Annotated in this window: 18 protein-coding genes; 10 read left to right on the top strand and 8 right to left on the bottom strand. The window is 42.1% G+C overall.

All coding sequences use genetic code 11. The features are described from left to right. Positions 1-24 precede the first annotated feature (24 nt). Genes ACN20O_RS03520 through ACN20O_RS03505 form a run of 4 tightly spaced genes read left to right on the top strand, consistent with a single transcriptional unit; the run spans position 25 to position 4,906 of the window. The gene (locus tag ACN20O_RS03520) at positions 25-834 is read left to right on the top strand and encodes an SDR family NAD(P)-dependent oxidoreductase (protein WP_491637265.1); all 810 of its coding nucleotides are present in this window, start codon (positions 25-27) and stop codon (positions 832-834) included. Then, the gene (locus ACN20O_RS03515; RefSeq protein ID WP_491637263.1) at positions 834-2,264 is read left to right on the top strand and encodes a TldD/PmbA family protein; all 1,431 of its coding nucleotides are present in this window, start codon (positions 834-836) and stop codon (positions 2,262-2,264) included. The genes ACN20O_RS03520 and ACN20O_RS03515 overlap by 1 nt, the downstream gene beginning before the upstream one ends. Next, positions 2,264-3,595 (top strand): TldD/PmbA family protein, encoded by a 1,332-nt coding sequence (locus ACN20O_RS03510; RefSeq protein ID WP_142409096.1) that lies wholly within the window; start codon positions 2,264-2,266, stop codon positions 3,593-3,595. The genes ACN20O_RS03515 and ACN20O_RS03510 overlap by 1 nt, the downstream gene beginning before the upstream one ends. Before the next feature lie 3 nt (positions 3,596-3,598). Continuing rightward, positions 3,599-4,906 (top strand): sensor histidine kinase, encoded by a 1,308-nt coding sequence (locus ACN20O_RS03505; RefSeq protein ID WP_142409097.1) that lies wholly within the window; start codon positions 3,599-3,601, stop codon positions 4,904-4,906. Here the strand turns inward: ACN20O_RS03505 and ACN20O_RS03500 are convergent, their stop codons facing one another. Genes ACN20O_RS03500 through ACN20O_RS03485 form a run of 4 tightly spaced genes read right to left on the bottom strand, consistent with a single transcriptional unit; the run spans position 4,907 to position 9,388 of the window. Further along, complete coding sequence (locus ACN20O_RS03500; RefSeq protein WP_491637260.1) at positions 4,907-5,776, bottom strand: ABC transporter permease; 870 nt, start codon at positions 5,774-5,776, stop codon at positions 4,907-4,909. Continuing rightward, entirely contained in the window at positions 5,776-6,855 is a 1,080-nt protein-coding gene (locus ACN20O_RS03495; RefSeq protein WP_102244505.1) for an ABC transporter permease, read from the bottom strand. The genes ACN20O_RS03500 and ACN20O_RS03495 overlap by 1 nt, the downstream gene beginning before the upstream one ends. Beyond that, on the bottom strand, positions 6,852-8,387 hold the full coding sequence (locus ACN20O_RS03490; RefSeq protein ID WP_142409099.1) for an ABC transporter ATP-binding protein: 1,536 nt from the start codon (positions 8,385-8,387) through the stop codon (positions 6,852-6,854). Before ACN20O_RS03490 ends, ACN20O_RS03495 begins: the two co-directional genes overlap by 4 nt. Further along, a complete protein-coding gene (locus ACN20O_RS03485; RefSeq protein ID WP_102245510.1) occupies positions 8,387-9,388 on the bottom strand; it encodes a BMP family lipoprotein in 1,002 nt (333 codons plus the stop codon). The genes ACN20O_RS03490 and ACN20O_RS03485 overlap by 1 nt, the downstream gene beginning before the upstream one ends. A 141-nt stretch (positions 9,389-9,529) precedes the next feature. Here ACN20O_RS03485 and ACN20O_RS03480 point away from each other — a divergent pair, with 141 nt between their 5' ends. From ACN20O_RS03480 to ACN20O_RS03470, 3 genes are all read left to right on the top strand, one after another. After that, a complete protein-coding gene (locus ACN20O_RS03480; RefSeq protein WP_491637257.1) occupies positions 9,530-10,765 on the top strand; it encodes a TolC family protein in 1,236 nt (411 codons plus the stop codon). Further along, positions 10,762-11,265 carry a YkgJ family cysteine cluster protein gene (locus tag ACN20O_RS03475; RefSeq protein WP_102244502.1) on the top strand — a complete coding sequence of 168 codons (504 nt, stop codon included), beginning with the start codon at positions 10,762-10,764 and terminating at the stop codon, positions 11,263-11,265. Before ACN20O_RS03480 ends, ACN20O_RS03475 begins: the two co-directional genes overlap by 4 nt. Positions 11,266-11,378: 113 nt before the next feature. Next, on the top strand, positions 11,379-12,077 hold the full coding sequence (locus ACN20O_RS03470) for a hypothetical protein (protein WP_491637255.1): 699 nt from the start codon (positions 11,379-11,381) through the stop codon (positions 12,075-12,077). Here ACN20O_RS03470 and ACN20O_RS03465 read toward each other — a convergent pair. Beyond that, the gene (locus tag ACN20O_RS03465) at positions 12,074-13,168 is read right to left on the bottom strand and encodes a M14 family zinc carboxypeptidase (RefSeq protein WP_102244500.1); all 1,095 of its coding nucleotides are present in this window, start codon (positions 13,166-13,168) and stop codon (positions 12,074-12,076) included. The two genes, ACN20O_RS03470 and ACN20O_RS03465, sit on opposite strands and share 4 nt — an antisense overlap. 185 nt (positions 13,169-13,353) lie before the next feature. Between ACN20O_RS03465 and ACN20O_RS03460 the strand changes: the two genes are divergently transcribed. Beyond that, entirely contained in the window at positions 13,354-15,081 is a 1,728-nt protein-coding gene (locus ACN20O_RS03460; RefSeq protein ID WP_491637252.1) for a mechanosensitive ion channel family protein, read from the top strand. 28 nt (positions 15,082-15,109) lie between these two features. Here the strand turns inward: ACN20O_RS03460 and ACN20O_RS03455 are convergent, their stop codons facing one another. Together ACN20O_RS03455 and ACN20O_RS03450 are read right to left on the bottom strand one after the other, a co-directional pair. After that, the gene (locus ACN20O_RS03455) at positions 15,110-15,562 is read right to left on the bottom strand and encodes a DUF3465 domain-containing protein (protein WP_142409105.1); all 453 of its coding nucleotides are present in this window, start codon (positions 15,560-15,562) and stop codon (positions 15,110-15,112) included. A gap of 56 nt (positions 15,563-15,618) precedes the next feature. Beyond that, entirely contained in the window at positions 15,619-16,536 is a 918-nt protein-coding gene (locus ACN20O_RS03450) for a hypothetical protein (protein WP_491637250.1), read from the bottom strand. A gap of 226 nt (positions 16,537-16,762) precedes the next feature. Between ACN20O_RS03450 and ACN20O_RS03445 the strand changes: the two genes are divergently transcribed. Beyond that, positions 16,763-17,011, top strand: a complete 249-nt coding sequence (locus ACN20O_RS03445; RefSeq protein ID WP_102244496.1) for a hypothetical protein — start codon at positions 16,763-16,765, stop codon at positions 17,009-17,011. 210 nt (positions 17,012-17,221) lie between these two features. Here the strand turns inward: ACN20O_RS03445 and ACN20O_RS03440 are convergent, their stop codons facing one another. Beyond that, the gene (locus ACN20O_RS03440; protein WP_491637248.1) at positions 17,222-18,355 is read right to left on the bottom strand and encodes an agmatinase family protein; all 1,134 of its coding nucleotides are present in this window, start codon (positions 18,353-18,355) and stop codon (positions 17,222-17,224) included. Positions 18,356-18,426: 71 nt separating this feature from the next. Here ACN20O_RS03440 and ACN20O_RS03435 point away from each other — a divergent pair, with 71 nt between their 5' ends. After that, positions 18,427-19,140 carry an SIMPL domain-containing protein gene (locus ACN20O_RS03435; RefSeq protein WP_491637246.1) on the top strand — a complete coding sequence of 238 codons (714 nt, stop codon included), beginning with the start codon at positions 18,427-18,429 and terminating at the stop codon, positions 19,138-19,140. The last annotated feature ends 2 nt before the right edge of the window (positions 19,141-19,142 follow it).

Here is a 19,142-nt window from a genome sequence, read left to right as displayed (position 1 = left end):
TTTTTTCAAAGAGACCAAGATCTGATGAAAAATTTTGAAAACAAAAAAGTTCTTATTACAGGTGCAGCTTCCGGAATTGGAAAGCTTATGGCCGAAAAACTGGCCAAAAGAGGTGCTGTTGTTTTTGTCGTCGATATGAATCTTGAAGCTGCTCAAACCGTAGTGAGCTCAATTAAATCAAGCGGCGGTAAGGCCCATGCCTTTTATGCAGATGTCTCAAACCTTGAGAGTCTTAAAAAACTTAAAAGCGATATCTCTGCTTTAGGACTAGGGCTTGATGTCCTGGTTAACAATGCCGGAGTGGTCTTTGGTGGAGAGTTTGAAAAACTTCCTTTGGAAAAACACCTGGCCACATACCGAGTGAATGTCGATGGTCTGGTGGCCATGACTTATTTGTTCTTTGATGACCTGAGAAAAAGCAAAGACTCCAATATCGTCAACCTGGCAAGTGCTTCAGGCCTCATCGGTCTTCCTTATGGAACGACTTATGCTTCTTCAAAGTGGGCGGTGATTGGTTTTTCTGAATCTCTTCGCCTGGAGTTTTTGGAGAGAGGAATTGAAAATGTTCACGTGACAACGGTGTGCCCTAGTTATATCAGCACAGGAATGTTTGCCGGAGTGAAAGCTCCTATACTTCTTCCATGGCTTAAGCCGGAAGCGATCGTTGAAAAAATCATTCATGGAATTGAGAAAGACTGCGCCTTTATCAAGGAGCCCTTCGTGGTGAAGTGGGTGGACTTATTAAAGGGGATTTTACCTCTTAAAATTTTTACATTTGTTAATAAACTTCTGGGAGTCTCGACAAGTATGACTCACTGGAAAGGGAGAGCTTAATGAAACTGCAAGAGATTTTAAAAAATCTTTCGGAATTAAAAGCGGATTATATTTCGCTTCGTGAAGTTCACACTAAAAATTTATCAATGAGCGTGCGCAATGAAGTCCTCGAAGGACTAAGCACATCTGAAGACCATGGTCTCATGGTGGAAGTGATGATGAATGGCCAGTTTGCTTATGGGGCGACAAACTCATTTGAACTGGAAGACATTAGAGAATGCGCACTAAAAGCTAAAAACGCTGCTCTTGAAGCCAGCCGTTTTAGTCTTTCAAAGTTCACTCTCGATGAACGCCCAGCGACTGTTGGTGAATACAATAGCCCGGGTAAAAAAGGACTAGAGAGTTTTAATCCAAAAGAGGCCACAGAGCTTTTAATGGAAATCTCAAAGACGATGAAAGTGCATGAACACATCATCAATAGAATCGCTTATATGCAAGTAAGCGATATGCAGACTCACTTTGTGGCTACTAACGGCGCAGACATTAAGCAAAACATCAACCGTTCAGCGGTGGCGATGAGTGCTGTGGCCTCAAGTGAATTAGGAAACCAGAGAAGAAGTTTTGGTGATGACCAAAGCACTCAGCTGGGAATGGAAAACTGGAACAAAGCAAGACTTCTGACTCACGCGAAGAGAATTGCTGATGAAGCTCTTGAGCTTCTCAATGCAGAAGAGTGTCCAACTGAGACGATGGACCTGCTTTTAGCTCCAGACCAATTATACCTTCAGATTCACGAAAGTATCGGTCACCCGTTAGAGCTTGACCGCATCCTGGGTGACGAAAGAAATTATGCTGGATGGAGTTTTGTAAAACCTGCTGACTTTGGAACATTAAAATATGGTTCACCTCTAATGAACGTTACATTTGATCCAACTGTTCACGGACAGTTTGCAAGTTATTTTGCTGACGATATTGGAAACAAAGCAACTCGCGAATTTTTGATTAAAGATGGAGTTCTTTTAAGAGGACTGGGAAGTTTAGAGTCTCAAAAGAGACTGAATCTTCCAGGTGTCGCCAGCCAGAGGGCCACATCGTGGAATAGAGCGCCGATTGACCGTATGGCCAACGTTAACCTTGAGCCGGGAACATCGTCACTTGAAGAAATGATCAAGTCTGTGAAACGTGGGATTTTCATGCAAACAAACAGATCGTGGTCAATTGATGACTACCGCAATAAATTCCAGTTTGGTTGTGAATACGGCCGTCTGATTGAAGATGGAAAACTAACAAAACTAGTGAAGAATCCTAATTACCGCGGAATTACAGCTCCATTCTGGAACCAGCTAAAAATGGTAGGAGACAAATCAACGTTCGAAGTTGGTGGTCTTGGAAACTGTGGAAAGGGAGAACCAAATCAGGTGATCTTCGTAGGGCACGCAAGTCCAGTTTGTCTATTTACTAACATCGAAGTTTTTGGAGGAGGGAAATAATGAAAGCTCTTGAATCCTCATATTTAGAGATTTTTGCCAAACAAATTTTCAACGATCTAAAAAGCGATGAAGCATTAACATTAAACTTCACGGGAGAGGAAACACTTTTCTCGAGACTCTCAAAAGCCAAAGTGCGCCAGGTGACGAATCTTCAGCAGGCCTTTATTGATTTTGTTTTTGTTAAAGGAAACAAAGTCCTGACTTTCAATATGCCTTTTAGAGCAAACGAAAGTGACGTCACTTTAGCGATAAAAAAATTAAACCAATCTCGCGAATGGATTGCGGCCCTGCCGGAAGACCCTTATCTTGTGCGTCCAAAATTTTACGGAGTGACTAAAGAAGAAAACCTAAACCAGCTTCCAAAAAATGAAGAGATGATGGGGCAGGTTTTAGATATCGCTGGTAACGTAGACCTGGCGGGAGTTTTCTCAAGTGGAGACGTTGTTCGAGCCACTATTAACTCTGAAGGACAATTCCACTGGTTTAAAACAAGAAACTTCTACCTGGATTACTCGCTTTATAATGACAAACAAAAAGCGGTGAAGTCGCTTTATGCTGGTTCAGACTGGGATAGTACTGAACTAAAACGTAATATTAAAGATGCTGAACATAAGCTCTCATTAATGAACCGCGATTCAAAGAAAGTCGCACGTGGTGATTACCGTGTTTACCTTGCTCCTTCAGCGGTCAACGAACTGCTTGGGACTCTTTCATGGGGAGGCGTTTCGATGTCTGCTCACCAGCAAGGGAATGGCTCTTTAAAAGACCTGTGGCAAGCAAAGAAAAAGATGTCTCCAAAGTTTACACTAAAAGAAGACTATTCACTTGGTCTTGCTCCACGTTTTAACGACGCTGGAGAGGTGAGCCCGGCAGAATTGATGCTTATTGAAAAAGGTGAGTTTAAAAATTTCCTGGTTTCAACGAGAACGGCGAATGAATACAAACTTGAATCAAACTTCGCTTCTGATTGGGAGTCGATGAGATCTCCGGTTATTTCAACAGGTGATTTATCACGTGATGATATCTATAAAGAGCTGGGCACAGGTCTCTACCTTTCTGACCTGCACTACCTAAACTGGTCTGACCGCGAGACAGCTCGTGTAACCGGAATGACAAGATACGCTTGTTTCTGGGTAGAAAATGGAGAGATCGCAAGTCCGATTGAAGATTTACGTTTTGATGAAAGTTATTACTCAATGTTTGGAGACGCTCTTGAGAGAATTACGAACTTCTCAGAGATCAGCCCTTCGACAGGTTCATACTTCCAGCGCGATGTTGGTGGAACAAGAACTCCGGGGCTTCTGCTTTCAAACTTTAAATTTACTTTATAAGGTATGAGTTTAAAAAAGTACGTCCTCGATTTCTACCTGAGTTTTTATGAGCTGATCGCTCATAAGAGAATTCAGAAAAAAGATATCTCTGAAAGATATATTCACGCACACCTGGTGTCGATGTTGACCACAGGTGTGCTTATGTGGTCGTACGCCTTTGTTGCTTGTTTTACTATTTCAAATCCTATCCCTGGGATTGTGGGAATTATCGCCAGCTCTATTCATCTTCTCTCTCCGTTTCTTTATTTAAGAAACAATAATTATATGTTTAACACCAACGTCATGATTGGCGCAGGAATCATCCACCAAATGACTTTTGCCTATTTCACCGGTGGTTTTGACAGCAATGTTTTAATCTGGTTGGGAATTCTGCCGATGCTTGCAGGAGTTATGGCCGGAAGAAAAGGAGCGACTCTTTGGGCAATTGTCACGACATTGTCTATTTTTGTTTTTATGTTGCTAAAACTAAGCGGTTATAAATTTCCATTTATGATTTCAGAGATGGGACTCGTTGTTGCTCAGGCATTGATTCTTTTTGGATGGGTTTTTATCGCTTCAATCGTTATCTGGGTTCACATCTTTTTAGTTGAACAGAATGCCAGCATGCTGGAAGCAGCTAAACAGAGGACACAAAACCTGGTAAACGTATTAAGTCATGATATTTCAACTCCTCTTTCAGTTATTATCGTAAAGCTTAATCAATTAGTTAAATCTCCTTTAAATGAAGCTCAGTTGAGTGCGACCAGTAAGGCCCTGAAAGCTTCTGAGAGAGTCCAGGAAATAACTGATTCGATTAAAGAGCTGCGTTTGACGGAAATGGGGAAAAAAGAAATCACTTACAGTGAAGTCATCATCCGCGAATTGATTTTAGAATTAAAAGACATGTTCTCAGAGAAACTTGAGCATAAAAATTTAAAATTCCATTGGTCGGCCGGAAGTGAAGTGTATTCATTCTATTCGAGTAAAAGCCTTCTTTTACACCAGATCTTAGGTAATTTACTTTCCAATGCAGTGAAGTTCTCTGAGCGAGATAACGAAATTAGATTGCGTGTTTCTCGTGTAGAAAACTTTATTCAGTTTATTATCGAGGACAGTGGCCTGGGTATTCCTTCTGATATGCGTGAGACGGTGTTTGAGGCCAATCTTTCGCGTTCATCAATGGGAACAGATGGTGAAATCGGAACAGGTTTTGGTCTTCCGATTGTCAAAGGTTGTGTGGATAGGCTTGGAGGGAAAATTTCTTTTGAAAGCCGCACGGCCAGTGAAGGTCCATCTGGCACGCGCTTTAAACTTCTTTTTCCGATTTCTTAATTATTTTCCAAGAGCACTTGGAGCTGTTGTCTTCTTCATTAGTCCCACGAGTACAATCAGAGTCAGGATGTATGGCAGAGTTGCCAGAAGCTGAGAAGAGATGTGGATTTCAGGACGTCCACCGATGTAAACCACCAGGGCCTGAGAGAATCCAAAAAACAAACATGCAAATAAAGTTCCTACCGGATTCCATTTCCCGAAGATCATCGCCGCTAGAGCAATGAATCCTTGTCCGGAAATAAGTGTCGGTCGGAAGTTGGAAACGATAGCGATTGAAAGACTTCCTCCGCCGATTCCAGCAAGAAGTCCTGAAGCCAGAACTCCGATATTGCGATAGTATGAAACCTTAATCCCGGCAGCACCAGCGGCCTTTGGGTGTTCACCAGCGCTAATAAGTCTTAGTCCCAATGTCGTTTTATTAAAGGTGAACCAGATAAGGGCCGTCGCTAAAAATGCCAGGTAAACAGTCGCGTATTGGCCAAAAAACACAGGGATCTTTTTTTCCAGATCAAGCGGCGGAGTCATGCTTGTTCCATCAAAGAAAATGCGACAGAAGAACACAGCAAGCCCACTTCCTAAGAAGTTAATCGCCATTCCTGAGACAACTTGGTTGGCCTGGAAACGAATGGAAGCAACTGCATGGAGAATACTTAAAAGAAGTCCAGCAATTCCACCGGCAATAAGACCCAGCCAAGGGTTTCCTGTTGTGATCGCGACCCATGAAGCGGCAAAAGCTCCAAAGGTCATCATTCCCTCAAGACCGATGTTTATCACTCCTGATTTTTCAGAAAGCACACCACCTAAGGCCGTAAAAATGAGCGGAGTCGAATACATTAACGTTGTTGAAAAAAGAAACAGAAGATCACTCATTAGTTTTTCCTCCACGCTTTAGTCACAAAGTTAAAGATGCTTGGAATCGCAATAAAAAAGATAATCGCACCAATCATGATGCCGATAACTTCTGAAGGAGCTTCAAGAGTTGATTGGATTTTTTGTCCTGAGTACTTTAAGGCCCCGAGGAAAAATCCAGAGAAAAGAACGCCCACCGGATGGTTTGATCCGATTAAGGCAACGGCAATTCCGTCAAAACCATATCCTTCATGAGCCGCAAGAACCGCAACGTTTTTTGAAACTCCCATCACGTGAGTGGCACCTGCAAGCCCTGAAAGAGCTCCGGCGATCATCATTGATTGAGTGACTTTTAATTTTGTACTGATACCAGCGTATTCGGCAGCGTTCGGGCTAAAACCCACGGCCTTAAGTTTATATCCAAAGGCAGTTTTATTCAGGATGACCCAAACTAAGACCACACAAATAAGCGCGATGAAAATACCGGCATTAACAGGTGGTCTCATGAAAGAATGCCAGAACTCGTGGTTAGCTAGCCATTCCATTCCTGCGTCACTCATTTTCCATTTATCTAAGATCCCGATGCTACTTGAGTCTTTAATGAACTCTGTCGTTTCAGTATCCGGACGCCTGAAGCCTGGAATGAAGACAGCGTAGTTTGAAAGATAAAGAGCGATCCAGTTAAGCATGATCGTTGAAAGAACTTCATGCACACCAAAGCGCGCTTTTAAAAATCCACTAAGGCCTCCGTAAAGTGAAGCGATCATTGTTGCAAGCATCATCACCAGGGGAACTTGGATCCATGGTGAAAAATCAAAGTGGTAACCAAAATAAGTCGCCGACAATGCACCAATAACAAATTGCCCTTCAGCTCCAATATTGAATAGTCCTGTTCTAAAAGCAAAGGCCACAGAAAGACCAGTCAGGATCAGGGGAGTTGAACGGATAATGATGTATGAAATGTAGTTTGGTTGTGAGAAAGCGCCTTCCCACATAACCTGATAAGCTTCAAGAGGCGAGATGCCCGATAGTTTTAAGACAAGTCCACCAACTAAAAGTCCTAAGACAACAGAAAGGATGCTGATGATAAAGTTTTTCATACAGGTTTTCCTCCTGCCATATAGAGTCCGATGTCTTCTTTTAAGTGTGGATTGTTCTTAAGTTTCTCGCCAGAAACTTCTGCCCATAGTTTTCCTTTGTGGATAACCCCGATGCGATCAGAAAGGTTGATGATTTCATCAAGCTCATAAGAAATCAGAAGAACAGCTTTTCCAGCGTCTCTAAGTTTAATCAACTCCAGATGGACGTATTCAATCGCTCCAACGTCCAGACCTCTGGTTGGCTGAAAAGCAATCAGGACATCCGGATTGTGGACGATTTCACGGGCCAGGATGATCTTTTGCTGGTTTCCACCTGAAAGGTTAACTGCTTTTGCTTCACAGTCCGCTGGCCTGATATCGAAGCGGGCAATCAGTTCATTAGAAAAACGAGTGAGTTCACTGCCAACAATAAAACCCCAGTTTGAAAATGGTTTTTCATCAATACGTTGAAGCACACAGTTTTCTTTCACTTTGAAATCCATAACCAGACCCACGCGCTGGCGGTCTTCTGGAATAGTTCCAAGTTTTTTATGATAGATTTTTTTAGGACTAAGCCCGGTGATGTCTTCACCGTTGATCATGACTTTTCCGCTTTGGATTTTGCGAAGTCCGGTTAAAGCTTCAACCAGTTCACTTTGTCCGTTGCCGTCGATTCCGGCAAGACCGGTAATCTCTCCACGGCGAAGTTTAAAACTAAAGTTTGAAACCACCGGGAAGTTTTTCGTGTTGACCACGTTTAGGTTTTCAATTGAGAAGACGATGTCATCTGTTGGGATTGCATCAGTCTTAGGGACTTTTAAGTCGACTTTTCTTCCAACCATTTTAGAAGCGAGTTCTTCTTCGCTGGTCACTTTTACATTTACAGTTTCAATGTAAGCACCTTTTCTGATTATCGTGCAGCGGTCGGCGATTACTTTAATCTCATGAAGCTTGTGAGTGATAATAATGATCGTCTTTCCCAGGGCCTTAAGATTATTAATGATACGGTAAAAATCTTTAATCTCCTGAGGAGTTAAAACGGCCGTTGGTTCATCCAGGATGATGATCTCTGCGTTTCTATAAAGCGTCTTGATAATCTCAACTCTTTGTTGAGTTCCCACACTGACGTTTTCAATTTTTTGGTCGAGGTCTAAATCGAAGCTGTAGGTCTTGATGATCTCTTCGATTTTTTTGCGGGCCGTTTTGTAATCAATCATGCCCAGGAAGTTTCTTGGTTCAATCCCCAGAATAATGTTTTGAAGAATTGTAAAAGGACGCACTAACCTGAAGTGCTGATGAACCATTCCGATTCCCAGAGAGATGGCGTGAGCAGGGGATTCGATCTTAATCTTTTGCCCGCGCACGAACATTTCGCCTTCACCCGGATCAGGTTGGTGTTCGCCGTAGATGGTTTTCATCAACGTTGATTTACCGGCACCATTTTCGCCGAGAATTGCGTGTACCTCGCCGGTTTCCACCGAGAGGTACATGTTGTGATAGGAGATACAGTCCCCGAAACTTTTTGTGAGGTTCTTAAGCTCTAGTGCCAGCATTATTTAACAGTCTTGGCAAAGCTTACGAAATTTTTCTCAGTCGATGGAACTTTGATTTTTCCGTCGATGATTTGTTTTTTGATTTTTGCTACTTCTTCCAGAAGAACAGCTGGAACCATCTTCGAAGTTGTTGGAGCGATATCAACAGCACCGTCTTTTAGACCGTACTCGATAGTTGTTCCACCTTTGAATGTCCCTTTGTTTAAATCGGCCACAACGTTGAAGATGGCCGAATCAACTCTCTTCATGCTTGAAGTGATAACGTTCTTTGGAGCAAGGTAGTTTTGATCGCGGTCAACACCAACGGCCATTTTGTTTTTTTCTTTAACGGCTTCAATAACCCCGTCACCAACTGCACCAGCAGCGTGGAAGACAACGTCAGCGCCTTTTCCGATCATTTGGTTTGCGATCGCTTTTCCTTTAGCTGCATCAGTAAAAGATTCAGCAAATTGTTCGATGATGTTAATTTTTTTGTTGGCGAATTTCGCTCCGGCCTTAAAGCCATACTGGAAGCTATGGATGATAGGAACACTCATCCCACCGATGAATCCAATTGTTCCGGTCTTGCTCATTTTGGCAGCGATGTAGCCGGCAAGGAAAGAGCCTTCTTCAACCTTGAACATTACACCGATAACGTTCGCTGGAGTTTTAGTGCCGTAAGAGTAATCGATGACTGCGTACTTTTGTTTAGGATTTTGTTTGGCTGCGATTAGGATTGCGTCGGCCATCTTAAAACCGATACCCCAGATCAGGTCATTTTTAGCATCGTATAGAGTTTCAAGATTCGCAGGATAATCTGCATCTTGCTTAGATTCCTGGTAACTTACTTTGATTCCCAGTTCTTTTTTTGTTTTTTGTAGGCCTTCCCAAGCTGATTGGTTGAAAGATTGATCATTTACGCCCCCGACATCGGTGACCATTCCAACTTTGAGTGGCGCAGCATTAACTGTGTTTAGTGAACAAAGTAAGACAAGTGAGAAAACGACATTTTTAATTCTCATGAAACCCTCTTCAATATTGACCGTATAACTTTTTAAGTTAGACACTTTTAGCACTTATCAATGAATATTGGTAGAAAGATTTACACTCCTTTCGCCCTTTGTTTTAATAAGTTTGCACTATTTACACCCCCGAGAGGACCCATGCCTAATAGACCAATGATTTTAGCTTCATTCCTGACTTTCATTACACTTTCAAATGCCCAGGCCATCACACTTGGGGAGAGTTTCAATAGCGCTCTTTTAAATAACCAGGCCGACAACATCAATGAGTCACGCCTTCGTCAAAGCTTTGAAGAAAAAAGACAAGGACAGGGGACATACCTTCCGACTTTATCGATCAGAGGAACTTACTTAAAGCAGGAAAATTACGATGATCAAAAGACATTGGGATTGAACCTGACGACGAGCCTCTATAACGGAGGACGAGACAAGCAATTGATTGAGAACTCTGAGACAAATGTTCAAATTGCTAAAAACCAGAGACAAATCGACCGCGTGAACCTGTATATGGAAGTGGTTGAGGCCTACTATAATTACGTTTTAAGCTGGAACGATTTAAAGAACCTGGACCTTCTAAAAAAACAAAGTCAGGAGCGCGCTGATGAAATTAAAAAGCGTGTGCAGATCGGAAGATCAAGAAGAGGAGAGCTTCTTCAGGCCGAAGCCCAGCTCGCTTCAGTTGATGCCCAGACGTCCGATGGACAGGGGCTTTTACAACAAAACGAAGCGAAGTTTTACATTCTTACGGGGATGGCAAAAAATGAAAAAGTAGAGCTGGCCTTCGATGAAGTGAAAGAGGAAAAAACTCTGGATGAATACCTGAGTCTTGCTCTAAAACGTGAAGATGTAAAAAACAGACAATTAGAAATTGACCGCTTAAATGGACAACTAAATATTTCAAAAGCTCACTATACGCCAAAGCTCGATTTACTATCGAACTACTATGCGCTTAAAGAAGGTGGCTCGAGTGCCTCAAGAAATTCTGACTGGGACATTGGCCTGAATCTTTCAATTCCACTTTATGAAGGGGGAGTTTCTCAAGCACTTGTAAGAGAAGATTTAGAGAGAAAAAAGACAGCAGAGTACCAGCTAACTGACTACCAAAAAAGCGTTAAAATCGCAGTGACAACAAGATATGAAATGTTCCGCCGTTACCACGATCAGATCAAAAAATTTGAAGTAGCGCTTGATAAAGCAAAGAGAAGTTATGAAGAAACGGTAAGAGATTATCGTTTAGGACTTGTGACAAACCTTGACGTGTTGTCATCTCTTAACTTATACCTGAGCAGCAAACGAGACGCAGAAAAAACAAAAATCCAGTCGGTCATGAATCAAAAACTACTGGAAGCAACTGCAGGGATTATTCCAGAAGTATGAGTTCAAATCCGGTTATCACATTACAGGAAAACGCCTCGGGATTTTTTGATAAAATCCACGCGAAACACGCCACACAGATGGAGTGCAAGAAGGGGTGTTCTAAATGTTGTCAGACCGACATAAGTGTTTTTGAAATTGAAGCTGACCGAATCAGCGATTGGTTTGCCTCTCAATCTCCAGAGGAGCAAACGAGGCTCTTGGAGCTTTGGAAGACTCCTCATCAGGAAAGCTATTGTACATTTTTATACAACGACCAATGTACAGTGTATGAAGGGCGTCCGCTTATTTGCCGTACACAAGGGCTTCCTCTCTATGTGGCCACCGAAAATGTTCTAGATTACTGCCCGCTGAATTTTAAAGATGGTGACCCACCGAAAGAGGATTGGCTTAACTTAGAGCGAATGAACACACTCTTGTCATTTGCTGCAACGACAACGAAAAAGGACCAGCGTATCAGGCTCAAAAAGCTTAAGACTAAACTTTTAAGTACTCTAAAATGATTAGACCCCACTAATCTTAATCAATTCCTGAAAAATTCATTATTGTGTAAGCAGAACATTTTTTACATAATCGTCCGATGCCTCTAGGAATATTAAAAAACATTTTTTATAGTTTGCTTATTCTCCTGTCATTAAACGCACAGGCCAAAGCGACTGACAAAAGCATTGTTGTCCGAGTGGGAGGTTATGACTTTGCTCCTTTTGTAGAAAAAGAAGGGAGTGAAGGAGTCGTACGTGAATTGATTGCCAAGCTCAATAACACCCAAAAAAAATACCATTTCGAATTTGTTTATACGAGTCCCAATAGAAGATACAAAGATTTTAAACTTAGAAAGTTTGATATGATTTTCTTTGAAGATGAATCATGGGGCTGGAAAGATAGAAAGATCAACTACGCTCGCACTGGGATTCTCACACAAGGGGAAGAGATGGCCATTGCCCTTAAGTACGACCGCGATCAGTCTTACTTTGATAATTTAGATAAAAAGAAAGTCAGAATTATTCTGGGCTTTCATTATCAGTTCACGGATATGAAGACTGATCAGGATCGAATTCTAAAAAAGGGAATTGAGCAGGGAAGAAACTATCATGAAAATGTGATGGATCTTTTGGATAAGAAAATCGATATCACTTATGTGAACTCTCTTTATTTAAAACGTATATTTGAGCTTGATAAGGAATTAAAGGAAAAGATTTTAGTGGCGCCAAAACCGGATCATTCTTTTGTTCTAAGAGGGCTTATTCATCCCAGCTCTCCAATCACGGTCAGTGAATTGGAAAAACTGGGATTAAATAAGATGGTTGAAGATTAAGGAATAGCTCTTTCGATAAATCTTAGAAGAGCAGCTTTGTTTTGTTGATAGTAGTAATCAACTCGAGAGTATTCCGGCCATTTATTGTTGGAAACTTCAATCGTGATCTGCATATCCTTTCTGTAGTAAATACTCCAGTCCTGCATCCCACCGTTCACTTCATACCAAGCATAGCCGTTAGTGATACCGTTTTGGAAAGCTGTCGATGTACTGATGTATGGAGTAAGACCTGCGTATTCAAGACATAGTTCTTTAATGAAAGCTTCTTGCGGGAATTTGTCCGCTTTTGTATCCCAAGGGTAGTTTACGACTTCGGCCCCACCGTGGAAATTAGCAGAAAGAACAAAGTTTCTTGTCTTTTGCCAGTCCATCACTGCTTTTGTTTCCGGTTGTCTCCCTTCTGTTGTGTCTTTGTTATCTGACGTTGAGAAATCCGGGAAGTCGCGGTTAAGATCGACATATTTTGCATTACCGCGAGTGCTGGCAGCGGCCCCATCCGGGTTCATTGAAGGCATGATGTAGATTTGAACGCGGTCAAGGAGGTTGGTGATTTGCGGGTCTTTTCCGTAATTCATGGCCAGGTCTTTAACTAGTCTAACCATCATTTCACGACCGACGATTTCATCTCCATGCATGTTGGCGATGTACTTAAACTCCGGGCGCTCGTCATTAACATTTACGTTGCTTGAGAGTTTAATCACCCATAGGTCGCGGTTTTTAACACTTTTTCCGATTGAGAACATGCGGGCGATTTCAGGATATTTTGAAACGACTCCTTTGAGCTCTTTTTCGATTTCTTCCGGAGTCGGGTATTGACCCTTCGCCTTCTGTGCACCTGCTGCGATTTTCATCGAGAAGTGTGGGATGTTATTTGTAACCAGGAATTCTTTCAGTCCTTTTGGTCCGTAAAGTTCAAATCCACCTTTTTCAATGTGATCGATAGTTAACTCTGGTCTTGATTTTAAAAGTTCAAAAATGTGTTGGTCAGAGCTTTGGATGTAAAAAGATTCTTCGACGATTTTCGCCTGTAGTGTTGAAAGGCACAGGAAGGCCATAAAAGAAACTGTAAGAGCAGTAAGCGTTTTTTTCATTTATCTCATCCTTGAGAAATTATGTATTGAAGGAAAGCTTACTCCTCCAAATATGACTTTCCCAACGAAAGAATGAAGTGTTGGATTTATTAAGATTATATGACTTAAAAGATCAGGCATAGTTCCTTGACCATAATGACCCTTCAAGGTAAATTTTTAAGGCTTAAAACTCGAAGGAACTTGCTATGTTAACGCGTTACTTATCAATTATTTTACTCTCACTTTTGACTATCACTGCCCAGGCACAAATACCGACATCGGTAGTGAGAGACGCCATTGAAAAAACTAAACCAGCTAAGAAAGAAGCGGCCCCGGAAGAAAGTTCGCAGGCCTATTTAAAATATGAAGAGCTGGAAAAACTTAAGAACCCACAAGAAACCATGCGCACTTTTGTCGAGGCCATGGATGAAGTTAAAAAAGGCAATGGTCAGTCCCGCGCTTATTTTGATCAAGCGGTAAGAACATTCAACCTTTCAAAGGTAGATGAAAACTTAAGAGAGAAGACGGGAAGAAAGGCCGCTGAAAAGCTTATCAATACTCTCGATCGCATTACTAAAATAGATTTCACGCACATTCCAGTCGATCCCAACGGCACGAAATGGTACTTCAGAAAACAATCAATCACTGAAGACAATCAGGTGATCGAAGCAGAGATTGCGATTGAAAAAAATATTGATGGGGCATGGAGATTCACACCTGAGACGGTAAACACTATTGGGGCCCTGTATAATTCAGTTTCTCACTTACCAGTTGTGGCCGGAGTTGTGGAATACAAAAACTGGAAGACGAGACTCAAAGATCACATGCCGGCATGGGCGAGTGAAGAGCTTCTAATGTTCACCAAAGGACAATGGCTTGGCTTCCTGGCCATTTTTGTAGTGGCGATTATTGCTCTTAGCATGATGCGTTTTCTGACGACTCTTTATATTCGCGACCTGGTGAAAAAAGAATCGCTGGATTTTAAGGAAAATGACCAATATAAATCGACTCTTTCATTTGGACTGCTGGCCTTCTCACTAGTGTGTATGGCCGGAGTGAAAACAATGGAGCTCGACACTGAGACTTACGATATCTTAGTGCGCGCGTTTTATATCTTGATTGCGCTTTCTTCTGTCTGGTCTTCGTTAAAGATCGTCGATATTATCAGTATGCACTTTGCAAAAATCGCTAAAGACACTGCTAATAAGTTTGATGATGTTCTTGTGCCGATGCTCTCTAAAACCGCCAAGGTTTTGGTTGTGGCCTTCGGGACTATTCTGGTGGCCCACAGTTTAACCTTCGATATCGGCAGCATCCTTGCCGGGCTTGGGATCGGGGGGGTGGCCGTTGCCCTTGCAGCAAAAGACACGATTTCAAATCTCTTTGGATCAGTCACAGTTATTATGGATAGACCATTTTTAATTGGAGACTACGTTATCCTCGATAAAGGTCTTGAAGGGACAGTCGAAGAAGTAGGCTTTAGAAGTACGCGCATCAGGACTCCACTGCAGTCTCTTGTGAGTCTTCCCAATAACGTCCTGGCGAACATGGCGATTGATAACTACGGCATGAGAGGGATGAGACGCTACAGGACTTTTTTGGTGATGGATTTATCTAACCCGATGGATAAGCTGGAAGAGTACTGTGAGCGCTTAAGGTACATCTGTCAGATTCACCAATTGATTGAGACATCTAATGCGCAAATTTACATCAATGACATCACTGATAAATCAGTGAACATTCTGGTTAACGTTTTCTTTAAAACGAGAGAGGGAAGTGTTGAGCTTGATGAGAGACATAAATTTATTGTTGAAGTGCTAAAGATTGCCAAAGAAATGGATGTGAAGTTTGTTTCAACGAGCACGACTCTACTTATGAATCAGAATGCAGAATTGCCAAAGCTCGAAGCAGCTAAGCCCGACAGTCTTCTTTAAGAAGTTTGCCGGGCCTGGCGTTTAGTAATTACTTAACTGGTACTTCGTGTTCGCCGTAAAGTTGTCCATCGATGATTGAGAATCCATCTGGGTGGCTTCCGCGTGGATCGAAATGAGTCCAGTGTACCATTCCGTCACCAACTCTTAAGAATTCACCACAAACAGAAATCTTTTTACCAACCACTAGAGGAATTCTTCCGAAGTCCAGATTGCTTACGATTTGAAGTTCAATGTCTTTATCAACTTTGATGAAGAATTTTTGGTGTGGAAGTCCTGAATGGTCTTCGCTTTTAATTTCGCTGATGATGCCCGCTACATAAACCTGAGGCTTATTAGCGCGACGGTTACCCATAATTGATCTTAACTGGCTAACGTCAGTTTTTAGGATTTCTCCGTTTCTGTTTCTACAGTCAGGAAGAAATTCAGATGCAGATGCACCGATTGAGAGAACTAGACTCAAGCCCACTAGAAGTGCTTTCATGAAACCTCACTAAAAAAAAATTTGTCATTAAAATACGTGAACCATGATCAGGGCGTCTAGTTCTTTATTAGTTTTCTAATACCTTTTAAATCTTTTCCCAGGTCCTGTAAATAAGCGTTGTATCTCAGGGTTATTTTTTGGTTAGGACCAAGAGTTTCACTTGCCACAATCTTGTTATAGCTATCTTGATTGACAGGAAAAGCCGTTACTAAGAGTTCTTTGTTTAGCTTCTTGCTGATGGTTGAATAAATCAGAAGATAGTCGTTTTCTTCTCCTGCTTTTTTTCTTGGAAGCTTCACCAGTGTTGTTACCAAAGTGTATTCCGGCAGGATTTCTTCTACGCGAGTGACGTCTAGTTTTGAATAATCAAAAGTGAAGACTTCATTGGCCACGTTTTTTAGCAGGCTCAATTGAGTTTTATCTTTGAAGGCCAGTGAGCCCGCAAAAAAAGTGATGTTGGAAAACATTCCACCTTCAATCGCTTCCGGTGAAAGACTGTTGGCCTCCATATTAAAAGCAAAATTTAAAGTGGGAGCAATCCATCTTTTTCTTTTGTAGCCATATGGAGTGTTGATCACGCTAAAGAGATACCCGTAAGTGTGGATAATTCCCGCATGAACGATGTTGTTATCGTTTTTAATATTAAAGCGGGCCTGAAGCTCACCGATGATTTTTGGATCGACGATGATTTTTTTAGCTCCCGAATCGAAGTTAAAACTTTGGCCCCAAAACATCGGAAGGTATGGATCTTTGGCATCAGTGATGATTTGGTTATAAAGAGCAGGGTGGTTTTCTTCAAGGACATCAAAGAATGATTCTTTTTCTTCAATCGCTTCCATAGATAATTCATTCCAGAATTGGTCTTCGCCCGGGGTGTGTGCCGAGATGTTTCTAGTGCTTTTAGACTGAGAAGGAGAGTGAGAACAAGACAGAGTGATTAAAAGAACGGCAATAAGAAGAAGGGTTTTTTTCATATTCCTGGGCCTCGTAAAGTTTTATGTAACCTTATCATTTGGGTGGCGAAAAAACCTCAAAAAATGGGCATTTTAAGTAATAAAAAGTTCGTACTATTTTGGATTAACTCGGTGATTTCTGATGCGCCCCCAAGAAAATTTTAGAATTTCCCCAATGACACCTATAATGATCACATCGCATCTGCCACCCAAACCATCAGGCAGGTCAGCGATAGGAGTTAAGTCTATGCATATGACAAATGAAAACAGTGAGACACCAAACGGCTACTCATTCTGGAGTGCCTGTATCGCAATGGTGACGTTCTTTGCGATAGCTGATGTGTTGACTGGAGGTCTAGTGAGAGAGTCTGTCGTGAGGAATCAGACAGAATATGCAGTGACGTTTGCCTTTGTAATTGCCACTCTTGGAGTTTTCGCCAAAGAGTCTCCGCCTGGGCTGAAGTTCGTTCGCGCGTGCTCACGCCACAAATTATGACGACTGCATGAAATTTTCAGGGATGTTTAAAAGGGCTGCTTAAAGGACAGCCCTTTTTATTTTTATAGTGTGAAAATGGTTTCTGAATGCCATCTACGTCGTTGCCTCGGCGTTCGGGCGTGCGACGTACGGTCGTACGTCTCCTTCCTCACTTACTCTGCGCCTAGTATCTGGCATCCATAAACCATTTTAAGGATTATGGAGGGAAGATTATCTAAGTTTGATCAGACCTTGGCTCGCAAGTGCTGCTGAAGTCATTTTATAAAGCAGTCTCATGCCTACGTTTGCGTCCCATTCATCGGCCTTGTCTTTTGCCGATGGAGCAACTTCAACCAGGTCAAATCCAACCAGAGTGCGCTTAGATCTGATAAGTTCATTGATGATGAAGACGACCTCAGAGTAGTCCAGGCCCCCGGGAACTGGGGTTCCTGTGTGTGGGCAGTATCTAGGGTCGAGTCCGTCAATATCAAAAGAGATGTAAACGTTTTTTGGCAGGTGAGAGACGATCTCGCGGGCGATCTTTTCGAAAGATTCACCAGCTAGTTTTCTTCTTGTCAGGTTTTGGTCGAAGTACACTTCAACTTTTGGGTTTGTTTGTGTGTATTCGTATTCTTGTTGGCAGAAGTCGCGGATACCAACTTGAACTAATTTTCTAACTTGAGGGATTTTTTCCATCACGTTGTGCATGATTGAAGCGTGAGAGTTTTCAAAGCCCATGTAAGCGTCGCGAGTGTCTGAGTGCGCGTCGAAGTGAAGCACTCCTAGTCCTTCGTATTTTTCAGCGTAAGCTTTGATCGCTCCAAACGGAGTGGCGTGATCCCCACCAACAACAACTGAAATTTGGTCGTTGTCTAAAAGCGCTTTTGTTTCTTTGTAAACTTCATTGTTAAGATCGTTACAAAGTGAGTTTACTTTTTTAAGGGCCGCTTGAAGTGTTTTGTTTTTTGCCATCGCAGCATCGTCAGCGTCGATAATTTTTTTTGCCAGGGCGCGACCTTCGCGGTTTAGCTTCTTAATTTTTGCGCTTTCTTTTTTCATGAAAAGACCAGCTTGGTAAGCATCGATGTAATCCAGGTCGAAGAAATCGATTTGCTCGCTCGCCATTAAAATTGCTTCAGGGCCTTTTGATGTTCCTGCCTGGTATGATGTTGTTACATCCCAAGGAATGGGAAGGTAGACGACTTTTGCTTCGTGCTCTTTAAAGGGAAGACCGTAGATGCCGTCTTTGCTTGATGCTTTAGCGTTTGGGTCAATCACTGTTCTACCTTCAGCTACTGGCTTTGCTTTTGTTTTGGCCTTTGATTTCGGTGTTATTTTCTTTTTTGCAGTTACTTTTTTCGTCATAAGAATCGCTTCCAATTTAAGGTTTTTTAGGTGAGAATTTTTCAGGCGTAGACTATCACAGGGAGAATTTTATGCGAAATGTTTTTCTTTTTTTGGCCTTTATTTATTCAAGCGCACTTCTGGCAGATAACGTCAGATTAATCTCGGTAAGTGGCCAGGTGGAAAAGTCATTTCAACCGGATATCGTCCGTTTAAATATCACGGTGTGGGGCAAGGGAGCGTCAGCAAAAAACGCTCAGGAGAATAACCAAAAATCCTTTGATGTTTTTAAGAAGAGTATTGAGACTTACAAAGTGAAAAAAGAAGATGTTCGCACGACGACTTATGAACTTAATCCGGAATATGTTTACGATCCAAAAACAAATAAGAACAATATCACTGGTTATACAGCGAACCAGGGGCTCTCAATCACTTTAAGAAAAGTTGATGAGGCGGGGGCCTTTGTTGATTCACTCAATGCAGCTTCTAAAAGTAACACTGGTGGAGTGAATGTCGTTTCTCTGGGCTTTGATATTGATAAGCGTGCAGAAGAGGAGAGAGCTCTCCTGGGAGATGCTGTAAGAGCGGCTGAGGCCCAAGCTGAAAACCTGGCAAAGGCAGCAAAGGTAAAACTAAAAGGTGTTTATCGCCTGAGTCCTCAATCGGGAAATCGCCCTATTCCGATGATGGATGGTGGTGCGGCCATGGAAATGGTTTCTGCAAAGCGTATGTCTGCTCCAACTCAGTTTATGAATGGTGAAGTGAAGATTGAAGGCATTGTGTCAGTCGATTACTTAATCGAGTAGTA

This window comes from Bacteriovorax sp. As-1, from assembly GCF_058446905.1.
This window is presented reverse-complemented; position numbering and strand designations above follow the sequence as displayed.

Bases quoted from the DNA above. Each gene is read 5' to 3' on its own strand.
- ACN20O_RS03435 (WP_491637246.1), top strand. From the start codon at position 18,427: ATGCGAAATGTTTTTCTTTTTTTGGCCTTTATTTATTCAAGCGCACTT.
- ACN20O_RS03465 (WP_102244500.1), bottom strand. From the start codon at position 13,168: ATGAAAAAAACGCTTACTGCTCTTACAGTTTCTTTTATGGCCTTCCTG.
- ACN20O_RS03485 (WP_102245510.1), bottom strand. From the start codon at position 9,388: ATGAGAATTAAAAATGTCGTTTTCTCACTTGTCTTACTTTGTTCACTA.
- ACN20O_RS03500 (WP_491637260.1), bottom strand. From the start codon at position 5,776: ATGAGTGATCTTCTGTTTCTTTTTTCAACAACGTTAATGTATTCGACT.
- ACN20O_RS03480 (WP_491637257.1), top strand. From the start codon at position 9,530: ATGCCTAATAGACCAATGATTTTAGCTTCATTCCTGACTTTCATTACA.
- ACN20O_RS03490 (WP_142409099.1), bottom strand. From the start codon at position 8,387: ATGCTGGCACTAGAGCTTAAGAACCTCACAAAAAGTTTCGGGGACTGT.
- ACN20O_RS03475 (WP_102244502.1), top strand. From the start codon at position 10,762: ATGAGTTCAAATCCGGTTATCACATTACAGGAAAACGCCTCGGGATTT.
- ACN20O_RS03445 (WP_102244496.1), top strand. From the start codon at position 16,763: ATGCATATGACAAATGAAAACAGTGAGACACCAAACGGCTACTCATTC.
- ACN20O_RS03495 (WP_102244505.1), bottom strand. From the start codon at position 6,855: ATGAAAAACTTTATCATCAGCATCCTTTCTGTTGTCTTAGGACTTTTA.
- ACN20O_RS03440 (WP_491637248.1), bottom strand. From the start codon at position 18,355: ATGACGAAAAAAGTAACTGCAAAAAAGAAAATAACACCGAAATCAAAG.
- ACN20O_RS03460 (WP_491637252.1), top strand. From the start codon at position 13,354: ATGTTAACGCGTTACTTATCAATTATTTTACTCTCACTTTTGACTATC.
- ACN20O_RS03505 (WP_142409097.1), top strand. From the start codon at position 3,599: ATGAGTTTAAAAAAGTACGTCCTCGATTTCTACCTGAGTTTTTATGAG.
- ACN20O_RS03450 (WP_491637250.1), bottom strand. From the start codon at position 16,536: ATGAAAAAAACCCTTCTTCTTATTGCCGTTCTTTTAATCACTCTGTCT.
- ACN20O_RS03455 (WP_142409105.1), bottom strand. From the start codon at position 15,562: ATGAAAGCACTTCTAGTGGGCTTGAGTCTAGTTCTCTCAATCGGTGCA.
- ACN20O_RS03515 (WP_491637263.1), top strand. From the start codon at position 834: ATGAAACTGCAAGAGATTTTAAAAAATCTTTCGGAATTAAAAGCGGAT.
- ACN20O_RS03520 (WP_491637265.1), top strand. From the start codon at position 25: ATGAAAAATTTTGAAAACAAAAAAGTTCTTATTACAGGTGCAGCTTCC.
- ACN20O_RS03510 (WP_142409096.1), top strand. From the start codon at position 2,264: ATGAAAGCTCTTGAATCCTCATATTTAGAGATTTTTGCCAAACAAATT.